The organism is Vibrio inusitatus (assembly GCA_024346935.1).
In the GTDB taxonomy this organism is placed as follows: Bacteria; Pseudomonadota; Gammaproteobacteria; order Enterobacterales; family Vibrionaceae; genus Vibrio; species Vibrio inusitatus.
This window is the reverse complement of the sequence record AP024878.1, coordinates 2161780-2185434: the sequence shown is the minus strand read 5'-3', so window position 1 is coordinate 2185434 and position 23655 is coordinate 2161780. Positions and strand designations below refer to the sequence as shown.

The 23655-nt window shown below is 43.3% G+C and carries 25 protein-coding genes; 5 read left to right on the top strand and 20 right to left on the bottom strand.

Annotation, left to right across the window (positions count from 1 at the left end; all coding sequences use genetic code 11):
• The first annotated feature begins 20 nt into the window (after nt 1–20).
• Both OCU48_RS10090 and cspE read left to right on the top strand, forming a co-directional pair.
• On the top strand, nt 21–791 hold the full coding sequence (locus tag OCU48_RS10090; RefSeq protein ID WP_141345494.1) for a DUF2884 family protein: 771 nt from the start codon (nt 21–23) through the stop codon (nt 789–791).
• Nucleotides 792–1075: 284 nt separating this feature from the next.
• Nucleotides 1076–1285, top strand: a complete 210-nt coding sequence (gene cspE, locus OCU48_RS10085) for a transcription antiterminator/RNA stability regulator CspE (protein WP_141345495.1) — start codon at nt 1076–1078, stop codon at nt 1283–1285.
• A 553-nt stretch (nt 1286–1838) separates the two neighbouring features.
• Here cspE and OCU48_RS10080 read toward each other — a convergent pair.
• From OCU48_RS10080 to tsaA, 4 genes are all read right to left on the bottom strand, one after another.
• Entirely contained in the window at nt 1839–2030 is a 192-nt protein-coding gene (locus OCU48_RS10080) for a DUF4250 domain-containing protein (RefSeq protein WP_141345496.1), read from the bottom strand.
• Between the two features lie 3 nt (nt 2031–2033).
• On the bottom strand, nt 2034–2237 hold the full coding sequence (locus tag OCU48_RS10075; RefSeq protein WP_141345497.1) for a YaeP family protein: 204 nt from the start codon (nt 2235–2237) through the stop codon (nt 2034–2036).
• Between the two features lie 93 nt (nt 2238–2330).
• Nucleotides 2331–4043, bottom strand: a complete 1713-nt coding sequence (locus tag OCU48_RS10070) for a proline--tRNA ligase (protein ID WP_141345498.1) — start codon at nt 4041–4043, stop codon at nt 2331–2333.
• Between the two features lie 82 nt (nt 4044–4125).
• Nucleotides 4126–4824: a tRNA (N6-threonylcarbamoyladenosine(37)-N6)-methyltransferase TrmO gene (tsaA, locus tag OCU48_RS10065; RefSeq protein WP_141345499.1), complete on the bottom strand. Its 699-nt coding sequence runs from the start codon at nt 4822–4824 to the stop codon at nt 4126–4128.
• Between the two features lie 351 nt (nt 4825–5175).
• On the opposite strand from tsaA, the gene OCU48_RS10060 reads away from it, so the two are divergent.
• Nucleotides 5176–6765, top strand: a complete 1590-nt coding sequence (locus OCU48_RS10060) for an AbgT family transporter (RefSeq protein ID WP_141345500.1) — start codon at nt 5176–5178, stop codon at nt 6763–6765.
• A 762-nt stretch (nt 6766–7527) separates the two neighbouring features.
• On the opposite strand, the gene OCU48_RS10055 is transcribed toward OCU48_RS10060, so the two are convergent.
• The 3 genes from OCU48_RS10055 to metN are packed head-to-tail and all read right to left on the bottom strand — an operon-like array spanning nt 7528 to nt 10066.
• Nucleotides 7528–8337 (bottom strand): MetQ/NlpA family lipoprotein, encoded by an 810-nt coding sequence (locus OCU48_RS10055; RefSeq protein WP_141345501.1) that lies wholly within the window; start codon nt 8335–8337, stop codon nt 7528–7530.
• A 27-nt stretch (nt 8338–8364) separates the two neighbouring features.
• Complete coding sequence (locus OCU48_RS10050) at nt 8365–9042, bottom strand: methionine ABC transporter permease (protein WP_141345502.1); 678 nt, start codon at nt 9040–9042, stop codon at nt 8365–8367.
• On the bottom strand, nt 9032–10066 hold the full coding sequence (gene metN / locus OCU48_RS10045; RefSeq protein ID WP_141345503.1) for a methionine ABC transporter ATP-binding protein MetN: 1035 nt from the start codon (nt 10064–10066) through the stop codon (nt 9032–9034). Before metN ends, OCU48_RS10050 begins: the two co-directional genes overlap by 11 nt.
• 182 nt (nt 10067–10248) lie before the next feature.
• On the opposite strand from metN, the gene gmhB reads away from it, so the two are divergent.
• Nucleotides 10249–10806, top strand: a complete 558-nt coding sequence (gene gmhB, locus OCU48_RS10040; protein ID WP_141345504.1) for a D-glycero-beta-D-manno-heptose 1,7-bisphosphate 7-phosphatase — start codon at nt 10249–10251, stop codon at nt 10804–10806.
• Nucleotides 10807–10873: 67 nt separating this feature from the next.
• Here the strand turns inward: gmhB and OCU48_RS10035 are convergent, their stop codons facing one another.
• A complete protein-coding gene (locus OCU48_RS10035; RefSeq protein WP_141345505.1) occupies nt 10874–11473 on the bottom strand; it encodes a YitT family protein in 600 nt (199 codons plus the stop codon).
• 324 nt (nt 11474–11797) lie between these two features.
• On the opposite strand from OCU48_RS10035, the gene glyA reads away from it, so the two are divergent.
• On the top strand, nt 11798–13048 hold the full coding sequence (gene glyA / locus OCU48_RS10030; protein ID WP_141345506.1) for a serine hydroxymethyltransferase: 1251 nt from the start codon (nt 11798–11800) through the stop codon (nt 13046–13048).
• A gap of 51 nt (nt 13049–13099) precedes the next feature.
• Here the strand turns inward: glyA and OCU48_RS10025 are convergent, their stop codons facing one another.
• The 12 genes from OCU48_RS10025 to holA form a co-directional block, all read right to left on the bottom strand.
• Nucleotides 13100–13594: a M48 metallopeptidase family protein gene (locus OCU48_RS10025; RefSeq protein WP_141345507.1), complete on the bottom strand. Its 495-nt coding sequence runs from the start codon at nt 13592–13594 to the stop codon at nt 13100–13102.
• Between the two features lie 112 nt (nt 13595–13706).
• Nucleotides 13707–14036 (bottom strand): hypothetical protein, encoded by a 330-nt coding sequence (locus OCU48_RS10020; RefSeq protein WP_141345508.1) that lies wholly within the window; start codon nt 14034–14036, stop codon nt 13707–13709.
• 365 nt (nt 14037–14401) lie between these two features.
• Nucleotides 14402–15367, bottom strand: coding sequence for a lipoyl synthase (lipA, locus tag OCU48_RS10015; protein WP_017029157.1), 966 nt, complete (start codon nt 15365–15367; stop codon nt 14402–14404).
• The gene (gene lipB, locus OCU48_RS10010; protein ID WP_141345509.1) at nt 15360–16073 is read right to left on the bottom strand and encodes a lipoyl(octanoyl) transferase LipB; all 714 of its coding nucleotides are present in this window, start codon (nt 16071–16073) and stop codon (nt 15360–15362) included. Before lipB ends, lipA begins: the two co-directional genes overlap by 8 nt.
• A gap of 153 nt (nt 16074–16226) precedes the next feature.
• A complete protein-coding gene (gene ybeD, locus OCU48_RS10005; protein WP_141345510.1) occupies nt 16227–16496 on the bottom strand; it encodes a DUF493 family protein YbeD in 270 nt (89 codons plus the stop codon).
• Between the two features lie 175 nt (nt 16497–16671).
• Nucleotides 16672–17853: a serine hydrolase gene (locus OCU48_RS10000; RefSeq protein ID WP_141345511.1), complete on the bottom strand. Its 1182-nt coding sequence runs from the start codon at nt 17851–17853 to the stop codon at nt 16672–16674.
• A 120-nt stretch (nt 17854–17973) separates the two neighbouring features.
• A complete protein-coding gene (locus OCU48_RS09995; RefSeq protein ID WP_141345512.1) occupies nt 17974–18765 on the bottom strand; it encodes a septal ring lytic transglycosylase RlpA family protein in 792 nt (263 codons plus the stop codon).
• Nucleotides 18765–19886, bottom strand: coding sequence for a rod shape-determining protein RodA (rodA, locus tag OCU48_RS09990; RefSeq protein ID WP_141345513.1), 1122 nt, complete (start codon nt 19884–19886; stop codon nt 18765–18767). The genes OCU48_RS09995 and rodA overlap by 1 nt, the downstream gene beginning before the upstream one ends.
• Nucleotides 19883–21784, bottom strand: a complete 1902-nt coding sequence (mrdA, locus tag OCU48_RS09985; RefSeq protein ID WP_141345514.1) for a penicillin-binding protein 2 — start codon at nt 21782–21784, stop codon at nt 19883–19885. Before mrdA ends, rodA begins: the two co-directional genes overlap by 4 nt.
• A gap of 6 nt (nt 21785–21790) precedes the next feature.
• Nucleotides 21791–22261 carry a 23S rRNA (pseudouridine(1915)-N(3))-methyltransferase RlmH gene (gene rlmH / locus OCU48_RS09980; protein ID WP_017029164.1) on the bottom strand — a complete coding sequence of 157 codons (471 nt, stop codon included), beginning with the start codon at nt 22259–22261 and terminating at the stop codon, nt 21791–21793.
• A gap of 3 nt (nt 22262–22264) precedes the next feature.
• Nucleotides 22265–22582, bottom strand: a complete 318-nt coding sequence (rsfS, locus tag OCU48_RS09975) for a ribosome silencing factor (RefSeq protein WP_141345515.1) — start codon at nt 22580–22582, stop codon at nt 22265–22267.
• 55 nt (nt 22583–22637) lie between these two features.
• Complete coding sequence (gene holA, locus OCU48_RS09970; protein ID WP_141345516.1) at nt 22638–23648, bottom strand: DNA polymerase III subunit delta; 1011 nt, start codon at nt 23646–23648, stop codon at nt 22638–22640.
• Nucleotides 23649–23655 lie beyond the last annotated feature (7 nt).

Here is a 23655-nt window from a genome sequence, read left to right as displayed (position 1 = left end):
CATTTAACAAGGAATTATCAATGATTAAGCGCATTACCTCGAGCATTTTAGTTGGATCATTATTGGTCGCTCCAGCACTTCAAGCGCAGTCACTAACGGATTACGAGTCTTGTAATGTAGATCTAAACAATGAATTACACCTAGATGGAAAAGAGGTAGAGATCATTGACCGTGAAGGTCATCGAGCGGTATTTGAAGCTAAAGGGCTGGTTATCAATGGTGAGTCTATCCCTTTGAATAAAGAGCAACAACAATTACTCGATCACTACAGGGTGCAATTGAATAACGATATTCCTAAAGCTCGTGAAGTAGCACAGTCGGGTATGTTACTAGCTAATGAGGTGCTTGATGATGTTTCAGCTAAATTCAACGATACTGATGCTTTTGACAATGTTCGTCAGGCAATCGCTGATTTTTATGCAAAGTTGGAGCAGCGATATTATCAAAATGGGGAGTGGGTCTTAAAACCTAATGCCTTTGGCAATATGTTTGATAACTGGCAGCAAGATTTTGCCGATGCTCGCGAGGTGTTTAACCGTGAATTCTTTGCCAGCGCATTTTCAGTACTACAAGAACAAATGGCCTCGGAAGAGGGGATTAATTTTACCGAACTTCAGAAGCAATTGAATGATCTCAAGATCTCAGTAGAAAAAAAGCTTAAAGAACACTCTTCTGAAATTGCAGGACAGGCACAAGATTACTGTGATTCTATGGGTAAATTAGCAGAAGAAGAGAAATCGTTGGTTGAAACTATCCCTGAGTTAGAAAATTATCAACTGTTCAATATTTGAGCTATATTTTAGTGGTTTCAGTGACTTGTAAGCTTTGTTACTTTTTTCTACGAAAATATCTCCAGATAATCTAAGAAAAACGTTTACAAAGCTTTAAACTGCTGTAGCATATCACTCGCTTCGTAAGGCAAAGTTGTTAGACAAAATTAAGCAAAAGCAAGTTTCAAATTTTATTGTAAAAAGTAAAGTAGTGTTTTCTGTTTTTCCCTTAACTTAATAGCTAAAGCTTGCGCAGCCGTCATATTAGTGACGTTCGATTAATCTTAAATACTAAGGGACATAACATGTCAAAGACTACTGGTACAGTAAAATGGTTTAACGAAGAGAAAGGCTTCGGTTTCATTTCTCAAGACAACGGCGGCGCTGACGTATTCGTTCACTTCCGTGCTATCGTTTCTGAAGGCTTCAAAACTCTTTCTGAAGGCCAAAAAGTATCTTTCGAAGTTGAGCAAGGTCAAAAAGGCCCTCAAGCTTCAAACGTTACTGCTATCTAATTCTAATTAGATTAAAAGTTTCTGAAAAGCCCGCTGTTAACAGCGGGCTTTTTTTATCTCGATTTTTATGTCGAACACTACGCTCCACGCCTTCCAAGCCATACTCGCGACATTCGACTTAACTTATCATCGTAGTAAATAACGGATCAGCTAAGTTGGTTATCACGTGTTTTATCCCTTCATCAACTAGAAGACTATCGTTATAGGCAGTCTATTGCTTGGAAAATCAAGGCTCAATTGAACAAAAAAAAGTAGCCATTACTAGGGTCTGTTGATCTTTTGAGTTTATTTTTGTAGCGATTTGTTGGGTATTTAAACAAGGCAGTCACTTTTAGGTGTGGTGGTTCCACATGAAAAGGGACTAACGACGTAGAAATGCCCAACAAACGCTACCCGAAGGGCTCGGCTAGAAACCATTTACTCGTCGTTGAGCGTCTTTTGCTTAGATGACTAGGCGGCAAGCCCCTCGCCTTGATTAAATGGTTTCTAGTCGAGCAAAATTTAATCGCAAAAGGTCAACAGACCCTAGCTACCTTGTTATTTGGTGGAGTGCTTATCTAAATTGTTTAGCTTCAGCCAACCACTCGAAGCTGCCCGTTGCCAATTTTTTAATGAGCAGCTGCTTGTCGATATCAAAGGATTTCACTAGCGAATCTAGATCGCCATTGAAGTCGTCTCGCAGTTTCATATTGATGATGCTCATTAGCATTACAACATCCATTGTTTGATAGTTGGCTAGATTCATGGGCTAGTCCTCAAAATCAGAGATCAACAGGTTTGCAGCGGCAAAAGCGGCACGTTCTCGGGTCTCTTTTGGCTGGTTAGTATCTGCAGCAATATCATTGAGCGTTTTTAATGCGCAAGTAATAGCTTGTGGGATGTAGCCTTGGTCACCACTGCCAATTTGAGCATAGAGCTCGCGAACTAGGTCGCAGCAATCGTAGATTTTCATTATGTTTCTCCAAATATGAATAAGGCAGCCGAGGCTGCCTTTATTAGAATCTGTTTTTCCCTTTTCTAGAAAAGGGAATCAACGCGTAAAGGCTTACTTAAGCAGACCTTTTAGGTGCGCAACAACGTTGTCCATTTCTACAGGCACTTTCTCACCGTCACGACGACTCTTGTACTCAAAGTGGCCATTGTCCATGCTGCGATCACCAATAACAACAGTGTGTGGTATACCGATAAGCTCTATATCCTTGAACATTACCCCTGGGCGCTCTTTACGGTCATCAAATAGAACTTCAATGCCTTGAGCTGTTAGGTCTGCGTAAAGCTTCTCTGCTGCTTCTTTAACGCGTTCAGATTTATGCATGTTCATTGGAACGATCGCAACTTGGAATGGAGCAATTGCGTCAGGCCAGATGATGCCATTGTCGTCGTGATTTTGCTCAATTGCCGAAGCAACAACACGAGATACACCAATACCGTAACAACCCATCTCTAGGATTGTGCTCTTACCATCAGGACCAAGCACGCTACAGTTCATCTTGTCAGTATAAGTAGTGCCTAGCTGGAAGATATGACCCACTTCGATACCACGCTTAAGCTGAAGCACGCCGTTGCCACATGGACTTGGATCACCTTCTACTACGTTACGTAGGTCTTCAACCTGAGCAAGCTCAACGTCACGACCCCAGTTGATACCAAAGAAGTGTTTGTCATCAATGTTTGCACCTGCACCAAAGTCGCTCATTACAGCTGCGCTGCGGTCAACGATGAATGGCAGGTTCAGGTTTACAGGACCAAGAGAGCCTGGGCCTGCGCCAATGATTGCGCGGATTTCTTCTTCTGTAGCCATTTCTAATGGAGAGGCTACTTGAGTAAGGTTCTCTGCTTTTACTTCGTTTAGCTCGTGGTCACCACGGATGATAAGACCAATAAGCTCAGCATCAACGTCGTCAGAAGCTTTAACAAATAGCGTCTTAACTGTTTTCTCGATTGGCAGCTCAAATTGCTCAACTAGCTCAGCGATGGTTTTGGCGTTTGGTGTGTCAACTTGTGTCATCTCTAGAGTTGGAGTTGCCAGTTCACCTTGTGCTAGCGCTTCTGCTTTCTCAATGTTTGCAGCGTAGTCAGACTCGCTAGAGAAGGCAATTAGATCTTCGCCGCTTTCTGCAAGTACGTGGAACTCGTGAGAACCACTACCACCGATAGCACCGGTATCAGCAAGTACTGGACGGTAATCAAGGCCCATACGGTCAAATGCCTTACAGTAGGCTTCATGCATCGCTTCATAAGATTTTTCTAAACCCGCTTTGTCGATATCAAAGCTATAAGCGTCCATCATGCTAAATTCACGTGCGCGCATTACGCCAAAACGAGGGCGTCGCTCATCGCGGAATTTAGTCTGGATCTGATATAGGTTCAGCGGAAGTTGCTTGTAAGAGCTAACTTCGTTGCGCACATGGCTAGTAATCACTTCTTCGGCTGTTGGGCTCAGAACAAATGGGCGTTCATGGCGATCTGTTAAGCGTAAAAGCTCAGCTCCCATTTTTTCAGAACGACCCGTTTCTTCCCAAAGTTCGAACGGTTGAACAACGGGCATTAAAGTCTCAACAGCACCGGCATTGTCAATTTCTTCACGAACAATGTTTTCCACTTTACGCAATACACGTAAACCTGTGGGCAGCCAAGTGTATAGGCCTGAGGCAAGTTTACGAATCATACCTGCACGAAGCATTAGCTGATGGCTAATTACTTCTGCGTCGTTTGGCGTTTCTTTCAATGTAGAAACTAGGTATTTACTGGTACGCATTGATGCTTTCCGTTGTATTTGTATATAGAGGGAAGGGTTTAGAACCCTAAAAAATAGCTCCCTATAATACCAGTGTATTGGCTTATGCTAAAGGGGCAATATCGACCACTTGAATGCCATCTTCATTGGCTGAAAAACTGACATTCCATTCAAATAAATGGACGGCATAGGTCTTTGAGTCTGGCTTGCCTTTCTTATACGCAGGCCTTGGATCTTGTGACAAGATCTCTGTTAGTGCTTGTATTCGATACTCATGATCGGAGTGCTTCATTAGTGTGCTTTTTGCAGACTCACTAAATTGAACAGTTACAGGTTGAGGTGGGGCTTCAGCATACCCTCCTTTGGCGTTAGGAATGCTATCGGAATAAGGGATATAAGGCTTGATGTCAATAATGGGTGTGCCATCTACCAAATCGACATTACCGAGTTTCACAATAACCTGTCCACTTTTTATCTCAACATCCAATAATTCTACCGCTGACATGCCAATGGCATTGGGTCTGAAGGTTGAACGACTGGCAAATACACCGACCCTTTCATTACCACCAAGGCGAGGGGGGCGCACAGTGGGTTTCCAACCCGCATCTATATTCTGATCAAACAGAAACAGCAACCACAGATGTGAGAACTGCTTCAGTTCGCGAACGGCTGTTTCAGTATTTGCTTCGCCTTCTAGATACAATTCAGTGGTGACGCTAGGTGCTAGATTTGGCTGTCTGGGGATCGCAAACTTCTCTTTGTAGGGAGTGCGAATAGAGCCTATAGGTGAAATTGCGTGCATTCTTCTGGCGTTCCTAAATGATTTTTTCGAATTAAATGTACGCAAAATGTATGCTCTGCGTCACTTTTTTACAAACAGGGGTAATTGTATAGATTAGTTTTTGTAAGAATATGTTAACAATCCTTACCCTTTATCCCACATAAGATTTTTGCTTAATATCTCCTAAATATTGACCTTTTTTAACCTTTTTTTGACACATTTCTTTGATTTATAAAGGCTCTTCCACCTTTTAAATTGTGCCGTACTAGGGTATGTTTCCGGCTCCTTTTTGCTGCGTTAGGGAAATAACGTGCCACAACCTGCTGGTTGAGATGCAAAAAGAGAGATAAAAATAATTAAAGGAGAACTCAGATGAGCACATCTGCTTCACAAACACAACAACCGCCTAAAAAGCCGCTATTCACTCGTTTTCTGGATGGCGTCGAATACCTAGGTAACCTATTACCACACCCAATCACTTTATTTGCTATTTTCTGTGTGGCAATCTTAGTCCTGTCTGGCATTGCTGGATATTTTGATGTTTCTGTAATGGATCCTCGCCCAGAGGGTGCAGCAGGTCGTAGCGCCGATGGCGTTATTAAAGTCGTGAGCCTTCTTAATGGTGAAGGTCTACGTTTAATCGTTACTAACCTTGTAACTAACTTTACTGGTTTCGCGCCTCTAGGTACGGTTCTAGTAGCAATGCTTGGTGTGGCTATTGCAGAACACTCAGGCATGCTTTCTGCTGCGATGCGTGGCCTAGTAATGAACGCTTCTCAGCGTATGGTTACAGTAACAGTCGTTTTTGCGGGTATTATTTCTAACACAGCTTCTGAGCTTGGTTATGTGGTTCTTATCCCTCTAGCCGCTATGCTTTTCCACTCATTAGGTCGTCATCCTCTAGCCGGTCTAGCAGCTGCCTTTGCTGGTGTGTCGGGTGGTTATTCTGCAAACCTTCTAATTGGTACGGTAGATCCTCTGCTTTCAGGTATCACTGAAACAGCAGCACAAATGATCGACCCTACGTACTCTGTAGGCCCTGAATCAAACTGGTACTTCATGTTTGTTTCTACCTTCTTCATTGCAATCACAGGTGCCTTTGTAACTGAAAAGATTGTTGAGCCAAAACTTGGCAAATATAACGATGAAGAAGCGGCTGAAGACTTATCTAATGACAGCATGGGCTCACTAAAGCCTGAAGAAAAACGTGGTCTTAAGATGGCGGGTTTAGCGGTTGTTGCGGTAAGTGCAATGATAGCTCTGACGGTCGTTCCTGAGTGGGGCGCATTACGTCACCCAGAAACAGGTCTGGTTTCGGGCTCTCCATTCTTGAAGAGTATCGTTGCCTTTATCTTTGTGTTCTTTGCTATCCCAGGTTTTGTATATGGTCGCGTTGTCGGCACTATGAAAACTGACCGTGATGTCATTGATGCCATGGCTAAATCAATGTCTTCAATGGGTCTATACATTGTTCTAGTTTTCTTTGCTGCGCAGTTCGTTGCTTTCTTCAAGTGGACAAACTTCGGTCAAGTATTTGCAGTTGCGGGTGCAGACTTCCTACAAACTATCGGTTTGACAGGTCCAATGTTGTTCTTCGCATTCATTCTGATGTGTGGCTTCATTAACCTAATGATTGGTTCAGCTTCGGCTCAGTGGGCTGTAACAGCACCAATCTTCGTTCCTATGCTAATGCTTGTTGGTTACGCACCAGAGACGATTCAGGCGGCTTACCGTATTGGTGACTCGACGACTAACATCATTACTCCAATGATGAGTTACTTCGGTCTTATCCTAGCGGTAGCGACTCGCTATATGAAGAATCTAGGTATTGGTACACTGGTGGCAACGATGCTTCCGTACTCAATCTGTTTCCTATTTGGTTGGTCTATCCTGTTCTACCTATGGGTATTTGTATTTGGTCTACCAGTAGGTCCAGGTGCAGCAACGTTCTACACGCCTTAGTAGATACGTTAACATTTGATAAAAAATGGTCAGCCTATGCTGACCATTTTTGTATCTGGAGTTTACAAAGAGCAACGACCAATATTCCGTATTGATTCCCTGTCGCCTCATTGCCCAGCCATATTAGCTTATCTATTCTTTTTTATGCGCACTGCAAGATTAGATTTAACAATATCTATCTAAATGGGTTCATATTGGGTTTGCTGCAAGCTATCAACCAGTCTCTTAAGCGCTAATCTGGCCTTAGGGTACTAGTCATATTCGAGTGTTTTATCGGGTATCTGTTTTTATAAAAGGTCCCCGATAAAGCACTTCGGGGACGACGATTCTTCGTCGCACGAACATCAAAGTCGGGTTCTACTAAGCTAAATAATCAATTATACCAATCACAGTAAGTAAGTGAGCATAAAAAGCGCAGGAAAAACGCTAGAAAACAAAGCAGAATTTTTTGATAAGTAGTTATTCTACAATCAAAAATTCTAACGCCGTTATCAAGTGTTTTAACAAGCTAGGGTGAACAGTTATTTACTACGATGGTATTAGGTCACAGTGATACTAATAATTGTGTATGACAGGAACATAGGGCTTATGCTCTCTCGCCCGTAAAGACGATACATGTCGAAAATAGCGATAGAGGCTAAATTGATATGTGTTTATCTTACAAGGTCATTAGAAGCGGTTTGACGTGAAATAAGGGCATAAAAAAACCGCCACTAGTGATAGTGACGGTTATTTGTAAGATTAACGTTTAAGGTATGCTGATTACCAGCCCTTAACTACGCCACCTTTAAAGATGTCAGAAGCGGCGTTGTAGACTTCTTCAGTTTGGTACGCTTTTACAAAGTTCTGTACGTTTTCAGCGTTTAAGTTGTCTTCACGCGATACAATAAGGTTTACGTACGGAGATTCTTTGTCTTCAACAAATACGCCATCACGTTCTGGTGTTAAGTCGATAGAACTTGCGTAAGTCGTGTTGATGATTGAAAGTGCTACGTCGTCTAAAGAGCGAGGTAGTTGTGCTGCATCAAGCTCAACAATCGTGATGTTTTTAGGGTTTGCAGTGATGTCACGAACTGTAGCCAATAGACCTGCGCCTGCACGTAGTTCGATTATACCTTGTTGCTCAAGAAGTAGCAGTGAACGACCAAGGTTAGTTGGATCGTTTGGTACTGCAATACGTGCACCTTCTTCTAACTCGTCGACAGATTTGATTTCTTTAGAGTAACCGGCGATTGGATAAACAAAAGTGTTACCTGCGATAGCTAGCTTGTAGCTACGATCAGTAATTTGTTGATCAAGATATGGCTTGTGTTGGAATGCGTTTACGTCCACAGAACCATCATCTAGAGCGGCGTTTGGTGTAACGTAATCTGTGAAAGTAACTAGCTCAACATCAAGATCGTATTTCTCTTTAGCAACCTTTGCCGCTACTTCAGCAACTTGTGCTTCAGCACCTGCCATTACGCCGACCTTAATCTTGCTTAGGTCTTGTTCTTTGTCGCCACAACCAGTCAGAGCCAAAGCCGACGTTGCAATCGCAAGGGTTAAAATGTTCTTTAGGTTAAATTTCATAACTATCTCCGTATAATTTTTAAATTCTTATCTGTGGTCAACTTTACGAACCAGTGCGTCACCCACAGACTGAATGATTTGCACCAATACAATAAGCATTACAACTGTCACTGCCATGATCACAACATCATAGCGGTGAAAGCCATAGCGAATAGCAACATCACCTAGGCCACCACCACCCACGGTTCCTGCCATAGCTGAATAGCTAACTAAGGTAACTAGTGTGATAGTAACTGAATTGATGATGGTTGGTAGTGCTTCTGGAAGCAGTACCTTATTAATAATTTGTAGCGGTGTTGCGCCCATCGATTGAGCCGCTTCTACTAAGCCACTTGGTACCTCAAGAAGTGCACCCTCGATAAGACGAGCCACAAATGGGATAGCACCTATGGTTAGCGGCACGATAGCGGCTGTTGTGCCGATAAAGGTTCCAATAAGAAGCTTAGTAAATGGGATTATGGCAACCATAAGCACAAGGAAAGGCACGCTTCGTCCTATGTTGACAATGGCACCCAAAATTGAGTTCAGACGCTGGTTTTCTAGCAAACCACCACGTTTGGTTGTATGAAGGACTACGCCTAGAGGAATACCAACTGCAAAACCAACAATGCCAGAAAAACCCACCATATACAGGGTTTCCCAAGTGGCTTTTAATAAAAGTCCGCTATTTAGATTGAACCAGTCAACTAGTACATCATAAGACATAGCCAAGCACCTCTACTTTTACATTGTTATCTTTTAGGTATTGAATCGCGGCATTGTCGGCCTCTTCATTGCCGAAGAATTCTGCCACCATCATGCCGAACTTCACGCCACCTGCGTAGTCTAAATCCGAGCTTAGAATTGATATATCAATATTAAACTTGCGAGTGATTTGACTGATCACTGGAGCATCGACACTAGCACCGGTGAATTCCAGTCGTACTAATGGATAACTGCCTTCTTTACGTTCACTCAATAGACGCGACTCGTAATCCTCAGGGATAGAAAGGTCTAGGGTTGAGCGAATAAACTGGTGGGCAAGCTCTGTTTTTGGATGAGCAAAAATGTCACCAACTGATCCTTTCTCAACAAGCTCACCATCACCAATAATGGCAACCTCATGACAGATGTTCTTCACGACATCCATTTCATGGGTGATGATAAGGATTGTGATACCGAGTTGACGGTTGATGGTTTTTAGCAAGCCAAGGATTGACTGAGTGGTTGCTGGATCAAGGGCGCTAGTCGCCTCGTCGCATAACAGTACCTTAGGGTCACTGGAAAGTGCACGTGCAATCGCTACACGTTGTTTTTGTCCACCACTAAGATTGGCAGGATAGGTATCGCGCTTATCGGTGAGACCGACTAGACCTAATAACTCTGCGACTTTACTTTCTATTGTTTGCTTATCTTTACCTGCAAGCTCTAGAGGCAGGGCGATATTTTCAAATACAGTACGAGAAGAAAGCAGGTTGAAGTGCTGGAAGATCATACCGATGTTACGGCGTGCTTCTGAAAGTTCTTTCTTAGATAGCTTAGTGAGATCAACACCATCAACGATGACTTCGCCGCTAGTCGGAGCTTCTAGCATGTTAACGCAACGAATTAGGGTGCTTTTACCTGCACCGGAAGAACCAATTACACCAAAGATATTGCCTTTGGCGATGGTTAAGTTGATATCTTTCAAGGCGCTAATAGCGGTCTTACCTTGATAGAATACTTTGTTAACTTGCTTAATCTCTATCATCAAATAGCCTACATGATTAGGTAGAGGAGTTTAAATCTTGCAGAGATGCTAGATATTTCATTGACTCAAGTCAATAGGTATTTTTACGTCTAGACGGCTAAACGCCAAATCAAGGGTGCGAGTGGTAACAAAGCGTGCGATAATCGTTACCATCTTTATGAAGTAGAGCAGAGTAGTTAACCGTGCCTAAACCAGCCGTTTTTTTAGATCGTGATGGTGTTATTAATGTTGATCATGGATATGTGCATGATGAGCATGATTTCGAATATATTCCTGGCGTATTTGAGGCAACCAAAAAGTTACAACAGATGGGGTATCTATTAGTGTTGGTGACTAATCAATCTGGAATAGCGCGAGGCAAATTTAGCGAAGAGCGATTTGAGTCTTTAACGCAATGGATGGATTGGAACTTCTCGGATAATGGTGTTGAACTCGATGGCATCTATTATTGCCCGCATCACCCTGAGCACGGTATTGGCGATTACAAACAAGATTGTGAATGTCGAAAACCTAAGCCAGGTATGTTTATCTCGGCTAGAGACTTCTTGAACATTGATATGCAAAACTCCATCATGATTGGTGATAAAGCTGAAGATATGATGGCAGCAGAATCCGCAGGTGTTGGCACGAAGATCTTGGTGCGTACAGGCAAGCCTGTCACTGAAAAGGGAGAGGCTGTTGCCAGTGTGGTGTTGGATAGTATTAAAGAAGTGCCTGCATACTTGAGCGAAAACAGATAGCTCATTAGTTAAAAAGTAACGTGTTAAGTGAGAAGGGCTTTGAATCATTCAAAGCCCTTTTTGTATTCTACTGATATTGAACGGTGTAGCGAGTTGGCTTGTGGTTCATCCATAAAATCAGATTGATGAATACGGCGGCCAATATAGACCAAGCAATCAGTGTTAAAGGGATAAAATAGAGCGAGCAAATCAAGATCGAGGTATCGAACAACAGCTGTGTTTTCCCCACAGAGATACCCATCTTATCTTGGATTACTAGACACAATACATTTGACCCTCCTAAGCTGGCACGATGACGAAAAAGAACCAGTAAGCCTAATCCTATAAATGTTCCGCCAGCAATCGCCGCAAAAGCAGGCGTGAGTACTTCAAAGCGCATCACGTGGTGCAGGTTATCAGCCATGACAGATACAAGAGAGACACAAATTATGCTGTTAATGGTGAATCGCTTTCCAAGGCGAGTCCATGCCAAGAAATAAAAGGGAATGTTCACCAAGAAATACATGGTACCGAAACTAAGATCGATAAATTGCGTAAATAGCAATCCAAGACCTGCCGTTCCTCCCACTATCATGGATGATGACTTTAAAAAATAGATCCCAACTGCCACTAGCAAAGTACCAGTAAATATAGCAGCGCAATCCTCGAGAAAGCTATGTTTGTTCATTGTACTTAACCTTGCAAATCCAGCCGCGAATAGTATAGGAAAACTGTGCTTTACCGAACTGTTTGCGCAACTTTTTTGTTAACAGCGTGTAATTCTTGATTTACACAGTGTAAAGTTGAGAGCCTCAAAAAAGAGAATCCCAGATAGGTCTTTATTCAGTTGGTTATTTAAGCGAATATACCTATAGAAAACAGGGACAAAAAAAATTTGTGATACGAATTTATTTCGGTAAAATGCCGCCATTGCCGTGACGAAAACGTTTGCTTTTGGTCATTGTGTGGTTTTTTTAGCTATTTACAGTTTAATCTGAGTCAGGAGATACAGATGCTAAAGCGTGACATGAACATCGCTGATTATGATGCGGACCTATTTACCGCAATCCAAGAAGAGACAGTGCGTCAAGAAGAGCACATTGAACTTATCGCTTCAGAAAACTACACAAGCCCACGTGTAATGGAAGCTCAAGGCTCTCAGCTAACTAACAAGTATGCTGAAGGCTATCCAGGCAAACGTTACTATGGTGGTTGCGAGTACGTTGATAAGGTAGAGACACTAGCTATCGAGCGTGCATGTGAGTTATTTGGTGCACAATACGCGAACGTTCAACCTCACTCAGGTTCTCAAGCAAACAACGCTGTTTACATGGCACTACTTAATGCTGGCGATACAGTATTAGGCATGAGCCTTGCTCACGGTGGTCACCTGACTCACGGTTCTCCAGTAAACTTCTCTGGTAAGTTGTACAACATCATTCCTTACGGTATCGATGAGAAAGGTCAAATTGACTACGAAGAAATGGAAGCTTTGGCAGTAGAACACAAGCCTAAGATGATCATTGGTGGTTTCTCTGCATACTCTCAAATATGTGATTGGGCACGTATGCGTGAAATCGCAGATAAAGTTGGCGCTTACTTCTTTGTTGATATGGCGCACGTTGCGGGTCTTATCGCTGCGGGTGTGTATCCTAACCCTGTACCACACGCTCACGTTGTAACAACAACGACTCACAAAACCCTAGCAGGTCCTCGTGGTGGTTTGATTCTTTCTAATGAAGGTGAAGATCTTTACAAGAAATTAAACTCTGCAGTATTCCCTGGTGGTCAAGGTGGTCCTCTAATGCACGTTATCGCTGGTAAAGCGGTAGCGTTTAAAGAAGCACTAGAACCTGAATTTAAAGAGTACCAAGCGCGCGTTGTTGCAAACGCAAAAGCAATGGTTGCTGAGTTCCTAGCTCGCGGTTACAACATCGTTTCTGGCTCTACAGAAAACCATTTGTTCCTTGTTGATCTAATCGACAAAGACATCACAGGTAAAGAAGCGGATGCGGCTCTTGGCGCAGCTAACATCACTGTGAACAAGAACTCTGTACCAAACGACCCTCGTAGTCCATTCGTTACTTCTGGTATTCGTATTGGTTCACCTTCAATTACTCGTCGTGGTTTCACTGAAGAAGACGCGAAGAATCTTGCTGGCTGGATGTGTGACATCTTAGACAACATGGGTGATGAGTCAGTTATTGAAGCGACTAAAGCTAAGGTACTAGAAATCTGTAACCGTAAACCTGTTTACGCATAAGATCAAAGTACCCCAAATGACCAAAGCGAGCCTAATGGCTCGCTTTTTTGTTTACTGGTTTTCTAGATACATCATGAAAAGCCGAGCATCGAGCTCAAGTTGATGATAATCAGGCTCCATATGGCAACAAAGTTGATAAAAGGCTTTGTTGTGATCTTTCTCTTTTAAGTGCGCTAATTCGTGCACGATCAACATCCGCAATAGTGGCTCTGGTGCATCTTTGAATACGCTAGCGATACGAATTTCGTTCTTTGCTTTTACCTTGTTACCTTGAATACGATTAACGTAAGAGTGCAGCCCCAGAGCATTGTTGATGAGATGAATTTTGTGGTCGTAAATCACTTTGCTGAGCGGTGCAGATTTTCTCAAAAAGCGATTCTTAATCGCCATAGTATATTCAAACAAGGCTTTTTCGCTTTTGATTGTATGCTTAGTGGGGTAACGTTGCTCAAACCATGTGTTTAGCTGCCCTGACTCTACAAGTCGGGTGACTGGCGTGACTATATGTTCGGGGTAGCCCTGAATGTATCTCAGCGAAGGGTTCATTGTATTCCAAAGCAATGCTAGAAGCGCTCAATTCTACCTAATTCTCAATGTTGAAAAAATGGATTTATTGAGCACTTCTCTAATTATCGCTTGATGAGAATTTACTTGGCCGTTAACCGCCTTTGTTGATACTTAACTGAGTGCCAGATTTACAACGGAATGTATAATAGCGGCGACTCTCGCTAAATTTAGAGAGTCCTTCACCTGAACAATAATCAATATTGATATCGCGCATGATCTCTAGCGTTTTTTCATTATCTAGAGCGAACTTAGATCCATCCGCACAAATGATGCGAACCTTGCCATCATCACTGACTGAGTAGAGTGAGACCTCGGTGTTACACAGTTCAAATGATGCTTCTAAGTAGTTGTCTTCTTGAGTGTTTTTATCTGCACAGCCCCACAAAAATAGAGCTGACAGCGCGCATAATAACAGTCGCATCAAACGACCTCCCTTATTTATGACTAGTCCTAACTCTAATCATAATGGGCTTAGCGTAGAAAGCAAAAAACCACGACAATGTGTTGGTGTTTATTTGGGAGTTTTGAGGTTTGTCGCAAATGGGGAAGGGAGGTGAGTTAGAGCGAGGGTTTCAACGCACAAGTTTAACCAAAGCAAAGGCGTCATTCTGGAAAGCTCAAGAGCTTATCCAGAACCTTAGAGAGTACGTTGCTCAGATAAGCACGTTCTAAGATCCTAGAGAGCTGCGAAGCAATCTAGGATCTTGAAATACAGAGTTGGGCAATCAGGAAGATCCCAGATAAAACTTAGTCGCTTTTCTGGGATAAAAAATCCTAGGGGATTTTTTACTTAACTTCTTCGCCCTTTGCTTGTAGGTCTGCGTGGTACGAAGAACGTACGAAAGGACCACAGGCCGCATGGGTGAACCCAAGCTCTAGTGCAATCTCTTTTAGTTCATCGAACTCTGCTGGTGGAACGTAGCGTTCTACTGGTAGATGATGACGGCTTGGTGCTAGGTATTGGCCTAGAGTGAGCATGCTTACGCCGTGCGCTCTAAGATCTTTAAGCACTTCTACGATCTCTTCTTTAGTTTCGCCTAAGCCCATCATTACGCCAGACTTAGTTGGGACGTCAGGATGCTGCTCTTTAAATTTCTTCAGAAGCTCTAGAGACCACTTATAGTTAGCACCAGGGCGCACACGACGGTACAGGCGCGGTGCTGTTTCTAGGTTATGGTTGAATACATCCGGTGGATTCAGCTTAAGCTCTTCTAGAGCTTTATCCATACGGCCACGGAAGTCAGGAACCAGCGTCTCAATGCGAATGTTTGGATTTAGCTTACGGATTTCTTCGTTACAATCAGCAAAGTGTTTAGCCCCACCATCGCGAAGGTCATCACGGTCTACTGAGGTAATAACAACGTACTTTAGCTTCATATCCTTGATGGTTTGAGCAAGCTTTTGTGGTTCGTTTGTTTCCGGGGCGACCGGACGACCATGGGCTACATCACAGAAAGGACAGCGACGAGTACAGATAGCACCTAAGATCATAAAGGTTGCTGTACCGTGGTTAAAACACTCGGCTAGGTTAGGGCAAGAAGCTTCTTCACATACCGAGTTCAGATTGTTTTTACGCATAGCAGACTTGATATCTTGAATGCGCTGGCTATCAGCCGGTAGTTTGATCTTCATCCATTCAGGCTTGCGAAGGACTTCGCTGCGTTCAACAGGAACTGACTTAGTAGGGATCAGCGCCATCTTATCAGCGTCGCGATATTTGACGCCTTTTTCCATTTGAATTGGTTTACTCATAGCTTTCTGTCATTTCTATTACGTCTGTGTAATCCAGTAAGGCACTTAATTCCTTAACCAGAATACCTTGAATGTTTGCACGCTGACCTTCAGTTGTGAAATCAGCGACCTGAACCATTTCCATACCCGCATAACCGCAAGGATTGATACGTAGGAAAGGGGAGAGATCCATATCTATATTCAGAGCTAGTCCGTGAAAGGAGCAACCTTTTCGGATTCGAAGTCCAAGGGAGCAGATCTTTTTACCATCCACATACACGCCAGGAGCGTCTGGGCGAGCAGCGGATTCGATACCGAGCTTAGCAAGGGTTTGAACCACGGTGTTCTCAATATGAGTCACCAGTTCACGCACCCCTAAACCTCGTCGACGCAAGTTCAATAGGAAGTAGACTACCATTTGGCCTGGGCCATGATAAGTAACCTGACCACCGCGATCACTTTTTACCACAGGGATATCACCGGTATTAAGGAGGTGCTCCTCTTTACCTGCTTGGCCTTGTGTAAAAACAGGATTGTGCTCAACAATCCATACTTGATCAACGGTATTATCGTCTCGTTCATCAGTAAATCGATGCATTCTTTGCCATATTGGTTGGTAATCTTGACGACCAAGATGGTGGATTTCCAACCGATTACTGAGTAGCGATGGGCTTGTGTCTGCTTGTTTCTCTGTGTCGTTAGGCAATTCGTTACTTCCCTGAATCATCTATATCGATGTACGCACATTACTAGCAACGTGAGGTTATTTCTACTAGAAAAAGGCGAATTAGTACTATTTGTATTACAAAAAGTGGTGCTGAAAGAAGCACCACTTTTAAGATCAATAGCTTACAATTTATCGGTCTTTAAGCGTTGCTGCTTATAATACGACACGAACGATTTCAATTTCACCGAGTTCTTTATACAGTGTTTCAACTTGCTCGATAGAAGTCGCTGTAATAGTTACAGATACTGCATTGTATGTACCTTTACCACTTGGAGTAATTTTAGGGCTATAGCTACCAGGTGCGTGGCGTTGGATTACTTCCAAGATGAGATCTGGTAGTTCTGGTTTTGCGTAACCCATTACTTTGTAAGAAAATTGGCACGGGAACTCCAACAGGTCTTTTAGTTTTGGTTGCTCTTGCATGGTTGCGACTCCAAATGGAAATAGTGTAAATAAGGGCCATTTAAGGCGCGAATGTTACTTTGATTGAACTAAAAACTCAATATGAGGTTCTATTGCTTGCATTTCAAGCTAGCTAAAAATAAAAAAGAAGCTGCTATAAAGCAGCTTCTTTTCAAGTTAACTTAGGCTAAAACCCTTAGAACCAGCTTTTAACTAGCAGTACTAAATAATCGATTAGTCGACTAAATATCCCACCTTCATCAACATTTTCTAATGCAAGTAACGGGTATTCAGCGATGTCTTCACCATCGACTTGGTAAAACACTCGGCCCACAACATCACCTTGCGCGATTGGTGCTTTTAATTCTTTATCAAGAACAAAGCTAGCTTGTAGATTCTTTGCTACGCCACGTGGAAGTGTTACGTAGGTATCTTCAGCTAGACCCAATTTAACGGTGTCTTGACTACCCATCCAGATTTTCTCTTCAGCAAACACTTCGCCTTTTTTATGAGGAGCGACTGTTTCGAAGAAACGGAATCCATAGTTCAGAAGTTTTTTGCTTTCTGCTTTACGAGCATTAGCACTCTTAGTGCCCATCACGACGGCAACAAGGCGCATCTGACCTTCTGTACCAGAGCTCACTAGGCTGTAACCAGCATTACTAGTGTGGCCGGTCTTGATACCATCAACGTTCATGCTTTTATCCCACAACAAACCATTACGGTTGTACTGTGTGATGCCGTTGTAGGTGAATTGCTTCTCTGCGTACAGTGCATACTCATCAGGCACGTCACGAATCAGTGCTTTACCTAGTAGCGCCATGTCGTATGGGGTTGAATATAGGTTATCGTTATCAAGACCGTGGACATTAGCAAAGTGTGAGTTATTCATACCTAGCGATTTTGCCCAAGCGTTCATTAGATCAACGAAGGCATCTTCAGAGCCTGCAACATGTTCAGCCATTGCAACACATGCATCGTTGCCTGATTGAATGATAATGCCGTGATTAAGCTCATCAACCGTAACGGTTGTACCGACTTCGATGAACATCTTTGATGAGTCAGGGAAGTTCTTCGCCCAAGCATTCTTGCTAATAACGACTTCATCATCTTTAGATATGTTGCCACGCTTTAGCTCTTGGCCAATAACATAGCTTGTCATCATCTTAGTTAAACTTGCTGGATGAAGTTGAGTATTCATCTCTTTCTCAGCCAATACTTTGCCTGAGTTGTAATCCATCAGTACATAGCCTTTGGCTGCAATCTGCGGAGCATCAGGTAGCACGATCGGTGCAGCCTGAGTGATTGCTGAAAAAGCAACTGAGGCAAGGGCACTCGTTACGGCGAGAGATTTAAGTGATTGGGTGATAGTTTTCATCTTTTCCGTGTAATGTCCAAATTGAAGGCAAAACTTTTTGTATAGTAGCAGAATCAAAAGTCTAGACCAGAGAAACTAGTATAATGCTTGCCAAAGTGTGATTTTTTATCCGCGCCCAATCTACTCAGGTTTATGCTTTTTAATAAAAGCGCTCGGATGTCCATTTTGTTGTAGTTTTTCCAGGAGTTGCTTGGCTTCGAGAGCGTCCGCAATTGGACCAATATAAATTCTATTGATGGTATCCTGTTTTTCTACATAACTTGGCTGTTCATACTCTTCTGTGAGTGTGTTGGACAGCTTCTTCGAATTGGCTGCATTTCCTAGGCTAGCGACTTGAATCACATAGCTTGGGTGAGCATCCGATGTTGTATTGTTACCCGACTTTGACTTGGTCGTAATAAATTCTATTTCGACATTGGCCACGCCAGTTTGCACTACTCCAAGTTTAGTTGCAGCCGCATAACTCAGGTCGATAATTCTCCCTTCATGAAATGGCCCTCTGTCATTGACACGAACAACAGTTGTTTTTCCATTGTCGACATTGGTGACTTTTACGTAGCTTGGAATAGGAAGGTTTTTGTGAGCGGCACTCATGGAATACATATCATAGGTTTCGCCATTTGAGGTCAAATGCCCATGAAATTTCTTGCCGTACCAAGAGGCTTTTCCCTTCTCTGTAAAACCCTCAGGGTTATTTATCACAGAATAGGATTTCCCTCGTACAGTGTAATCTTTGTTTCCACCTAAACTATAGGGTTCGTAACGTGGGGTTGCGTCCTCAATATGATTCAATGAGATAGGCGAGTCGGGTGGTACGTCTTGTGCTATTGCATAGCGGTCTTTGTCCGATCCTGAACATCCAGCAATGATTGTCAGAGCTACGCCCAATCCTAGGGTTGTAAGTATTCGCATTAGTTTGCCTTCGAAAGCATTTTTCTATGAGTTTGGATCGACATTAATATGCCAAAACCCGCCATCAAGGTCACCATTGAGGTGCCACCATAACTGATTAATGGCAAAGGAACGCCCACAACGGGTAAAATCCCGCTCACCATACCGATATTTACAAAGATGTAAACGAAGAAACTCAGCACCACACTGCCCGCCATCATTCGACCAAAGGCTGTTTGAGCCTGACTAGCAAGATATAAACCGCGACCAATGATGAATAGATAGACAGTAAGTAAGAGCATGACTCCAATCAGTCCCCACTCTTCAGCAATAACGGCAAATATGAAGTCAGTATGGCGCTCAGGTAGGAACTCTAATTGTGATTGCGTGCCTTGGAGCCAACCTTTTCCTGTTAAACCGCCAGAACCAATAGCTATCTTACTTTGAATAATATGATAACCAGCACCTAGGGGATCAGATTCGGGATCAAACAGGGTTCTAACGCGCACTTTTTGATATTCACGCATTAAGAAAAACCACAAAATTGGTACGAATGCACCCACCGCTAAGGCTGCCGATAGGATGATGTTCCAGCTAATACCCGCTAGGAAAATGACGAATATACCTGAGGCCGCAATCAAGATTGAAGTACCAAGATCTGGCTGTTTAGCGATTAATATCGTTGGTAGCATAACCAAGATTAAGGATGTCACTAGAACCCTAAAACTTGGTGGAAGAGGGCGGTTACCTATGTATCTTGCGACCATTAGAGGTACAGCTAGTTTCATTAATTCAGAAGGTTGAAAGCGCACAAAGCCAAGATTAAGCCAACGTTGCGCCCCTTTTGATGCCTCACCAAAAAAGAGCACCCCTAGTAATAGGATAAGCCCTCCAGTGAAAAGCAATGGAGCGAGTGTTTCATAGGTCCTTGGCGTTATTTGAGCCATGATAACCATGACACCTAGAGCCAATATCATGCGCATCATTTGGCGCTCCATCATCGCCATATTTTGGCCACTCGCGCTATACATGATCACCAATGAACATCCCATCAGGATCAAGACGCCAAAGATCAATGGAAGGTCAAGATGCATACGCTCAAACAGAGAGCGATTTTTGCCTGTTTCAGGATCTAGTTTCATTCTTCAGGCTCGATATAGTCATAAGTTTGATCTAACAAAATATGGTCAAAAATTTGTCTTGCTACAGGTGCCCCATGAGTTGAACCACCGCCTGCATTCTCTAGTACAATGGTCAAAATAACCTGAGGGTTATCGTAGGGTGCGAACCCTGTGAACAGAGCGTGATCACGCAAGTGTTCAGCAATTTCGTCAGCATCATATTTTTCATCTTCTGCAAGTCCGAATACCTGTGCTGTTCCCGATTTTCCGGCGCTTTTATATTTCAGTCCTGCAAATGCGCGACGAGCAGTGCCTCGCTTGCCGTGGTTAACCAAATACATACCGTGCTTAGCGATGGTCCAAAACTCCTTCTTCACACCGGTTATTGGAGGGTAAAGTTCCGGTTGTTTGAATTCTTCCACAACGCCATTGTGCTCAACAGGTTTTATGGTTGAACGAAGAATTTGCGGCGCCATCACCTTGCCTTCATTGATCAATACTGAAGTGGCTTTGGCTATTTGTATTGGCGTTGCCGTCCAGTAACCTTGGCCTATGCCAACAGGGATAGTATCCCCTTGATACCAAGGTGTGTTATGTCTGGCTCGTTTCCATTCACGCGTAGGCATGTTAGCTTTGCTTTCTTCATAGATATCGATGCCGGTGTAATCGCCAAACCCGAACTCTTGCATCCATTTGGAAATACGGTCGATGCCCAAATCATAAGCAACTTGATAGAAGAAGGTATCCACTGATTCTTCAATGGCTTTGTTAATATCGACTTCACCATGTCCCCAGCGTAACCAATCTCTAAATGGACGAGTCTTGGAGTTTGGAATGCGCCAGTATCCTGGGTCATTACGTGTAGTGGTTGGGGTAATGACTTTTTCCTCTAAAGCAGCCACGGCAATAAATGGTTTTACTGTCGATGCCGGAGGATAAATACCGAGTGTGGCTCGGTTGACTAGTGGGCGATTGATATCGCTGAGTAGCGCCCTATAATCTTTTCCTGAAATACCATGAACAAAAGAATTAGGATCATAACTAGGGCTAGATACCATAGCGAGTACTGCATCAGTATGGGGTTCAAGAATTACTGCGCTGCCTCGGCGACCGTCTAGGAGTTCGAACAGATAGTTTTGTAGCTTGATATCGATGTTAAGTACGATATCTTCACCTGGAGTTGGTGGCTCATATTTGAGGGTACGAATGACGCGACCACGACTATTGACTTCCACTTCTTGGTAGCCTGGTTTGCCGTGCAGGATATCTTCGTAGTAACGTTCTATTCCCAGTTTGCCGATATCATGAGTTGCTTGGTAATCCTGTACCTTATCTTCGCGAGTTAAGCGCTGTATGTCGCGATCGTTGATACGGGATACGTAGCCGAGAACATGAGTCAGGATCTCGCCATAGGGATAAAAGCGCTTTAAGGTTGCATTTACTTCTACACCAGGAAAATCATGCTGGTGGACAGAGAAAATTGCGACCTGTTCTTCTGAAAGTTGACCGAGCAGTGGAACTGACTTGAATCGTCGAGAGCGCTTGCGGTCTCGCTGAAATCGTTCAACTTGCTCTTCTGAAATAGCGGGTAGTAGCTGCTGAAGGCGAGAAATTGTCTCATCAAGATTTGGGACCTTTTCTGGGGTGATTTCTAGGGAAAATACAGGTCTATTCTCAGCTAAAACAATACCATTTCTGTCATAGATTAAGCCACGGTTAGGCGCAATGGGTACGACTTTGATACGGTTGTCATTAGAACGAGTTTGGTAGTCTTGAAATTGATTAACCTGAATATGATACAGGTTAACGATAAGGAGACAGATGAGCACGAGAATACCAATGAAGGCAACCAACGCACGATTGCCAAAAAGTCGAGTCTCGAGTTTATGGTCTCTAAAATGAGAGCGCTTACGCATCATGCTCTTTTACTCACGATGGTATGGGTGGTTCGCGTTAACGCTCCAAGCTCTATAAAGACTCTCGGCCATTACTACGCGCACCAACGGATGAGGGAGAGTCAAAGGAGAGAGTGACCAACTTTGCTCTGCTGCAGCTTTACAGGCAGGAGCTAAACCCTCAGGACCACCGATTAAGATGGATACATCTCGAGCGTCAAGTTTCCAGCGATCCAACTGTTTAGCCAGTTGTGGTGTATCCCAAGGCTTGCCAGGAATATCCAAGGTAACAATACGGTTACCTTTAGGTACCGCAGCCAACATGGCTTCGCCTTCTTTTTGCAAGATGCGCGCAATATCGGCATTTTTGCCTCGTTTACCAGCAGTAATTTCAATGAGCTCTAGCGGCATATCGTTTGGAAAACGACGCTTGTACTCATTAAAGCCTTCTTCTACCCACTTTGGCATTTTAGTGCCAACGGCAACGAGTTGGATCTTCACTAATTAACCCCAAAGTTTTTCTAGTTGGTAAAGCTCACGATGTTCTTCTTGCATGACATGAACCATAGTAGAACCCATATCTACGACAACCCATTCACCCTCAATTTCACCATCCATTCCTAGAGGCTCAATACCGATCTTTTTCGCTTCAATAGCAATATGATCCGCGATAGAAGATACGTGGCGCTTAGAGGTGCCAGTGCAAACCAACATGTAGTCAGTCACACTTGATTTACCTTGAACATCCAATGTAACGATCTTTTGCGCTTTCATATCGTCAGCTTTATCAGCTAAAAAGTCTCTTAATGCTTCGCCTTGCAATGCCGGCTCCTTAATAAATTTATTTTGGTATCAAAAAGTATACCATGCGTCGCTGCTAAGCGTTTCGTGGCATGCTCATATCGAGTGTCAACTGAGTAAGTATTGGCCATACACTGTTGTCGTAGTCTGTTTTTACGGTATGTTCTGCATCAGCCAATGTGCAAACCATACTATAGAGTGTTGTTGGTGTATGGCGGTTAAGTGCAGCTGTATAAAGCGGGCGCTTGTTGTTCCAAACACGGTATTGGTCAAATACTTGTTGTAGGTTTTTGCTAGTGAGTTCCTGCTTATAACTCATCAAAGTATTCAGCTCTTTTTGTAGCGTACGCAGCAAGATAACCGCTTCAACACCCTCACCATGCAATTCGCGTAGGATTCGCTGGCTACGTTTTGCCTTACCTTCGAGCATGGCATCAATCCAGTTAAATGCCGTGAAGTGGTTGTGCCTGCTCAATGCTGATTCTATACGAACTAAGGTAAGTACTCCGTCAGGGTAGAGTAAACAAAGCTTTTCTAAACTCTGACTCAGTGCCAACAGATTCCCTTCATGCCATTGAGCCAACATCTGTACTGCTTCAGTGTCAGGCTTTAGCCCTAGTTGGTGGCAACGCTGTAGTACAAATTGAGGCAGTCGATGAATATCTGGTGTGAGACAGCTTACCCAAAGGCCATTGGAGTTCAGAGCTTTAAACCACTTCGCATTTTCTTGCGCCTTGGTCAGTTTGCTTCCTGAAACGATCAGCATTACGTCAGGATTGAGTATTTGATGAAGGTTAAGTAGCTCTTTTGTTATGGCTTGATTGGTACCCGATTCAGGCAGTTCTAGCTGTAGAATTTTTTTCTCAGCAAAAAGGCTCATTGAATTACATGCATCAAAGACCTCATTCCAATCCGTTTGAGCAGTAATAGAAAAACGAAACACCTCACTAAAGCCCTCTGATTTGGCTTTATGCTCTATTTGGTCTCGAGATTCTTGAATGAGTAGGGGCTCAGCACCAAATAGCAAATACACTGGGTGTAGTTGCCTTTTTAGTGTACTGGCCAATTTGTCGGCAAAGATGCGCATACTTATT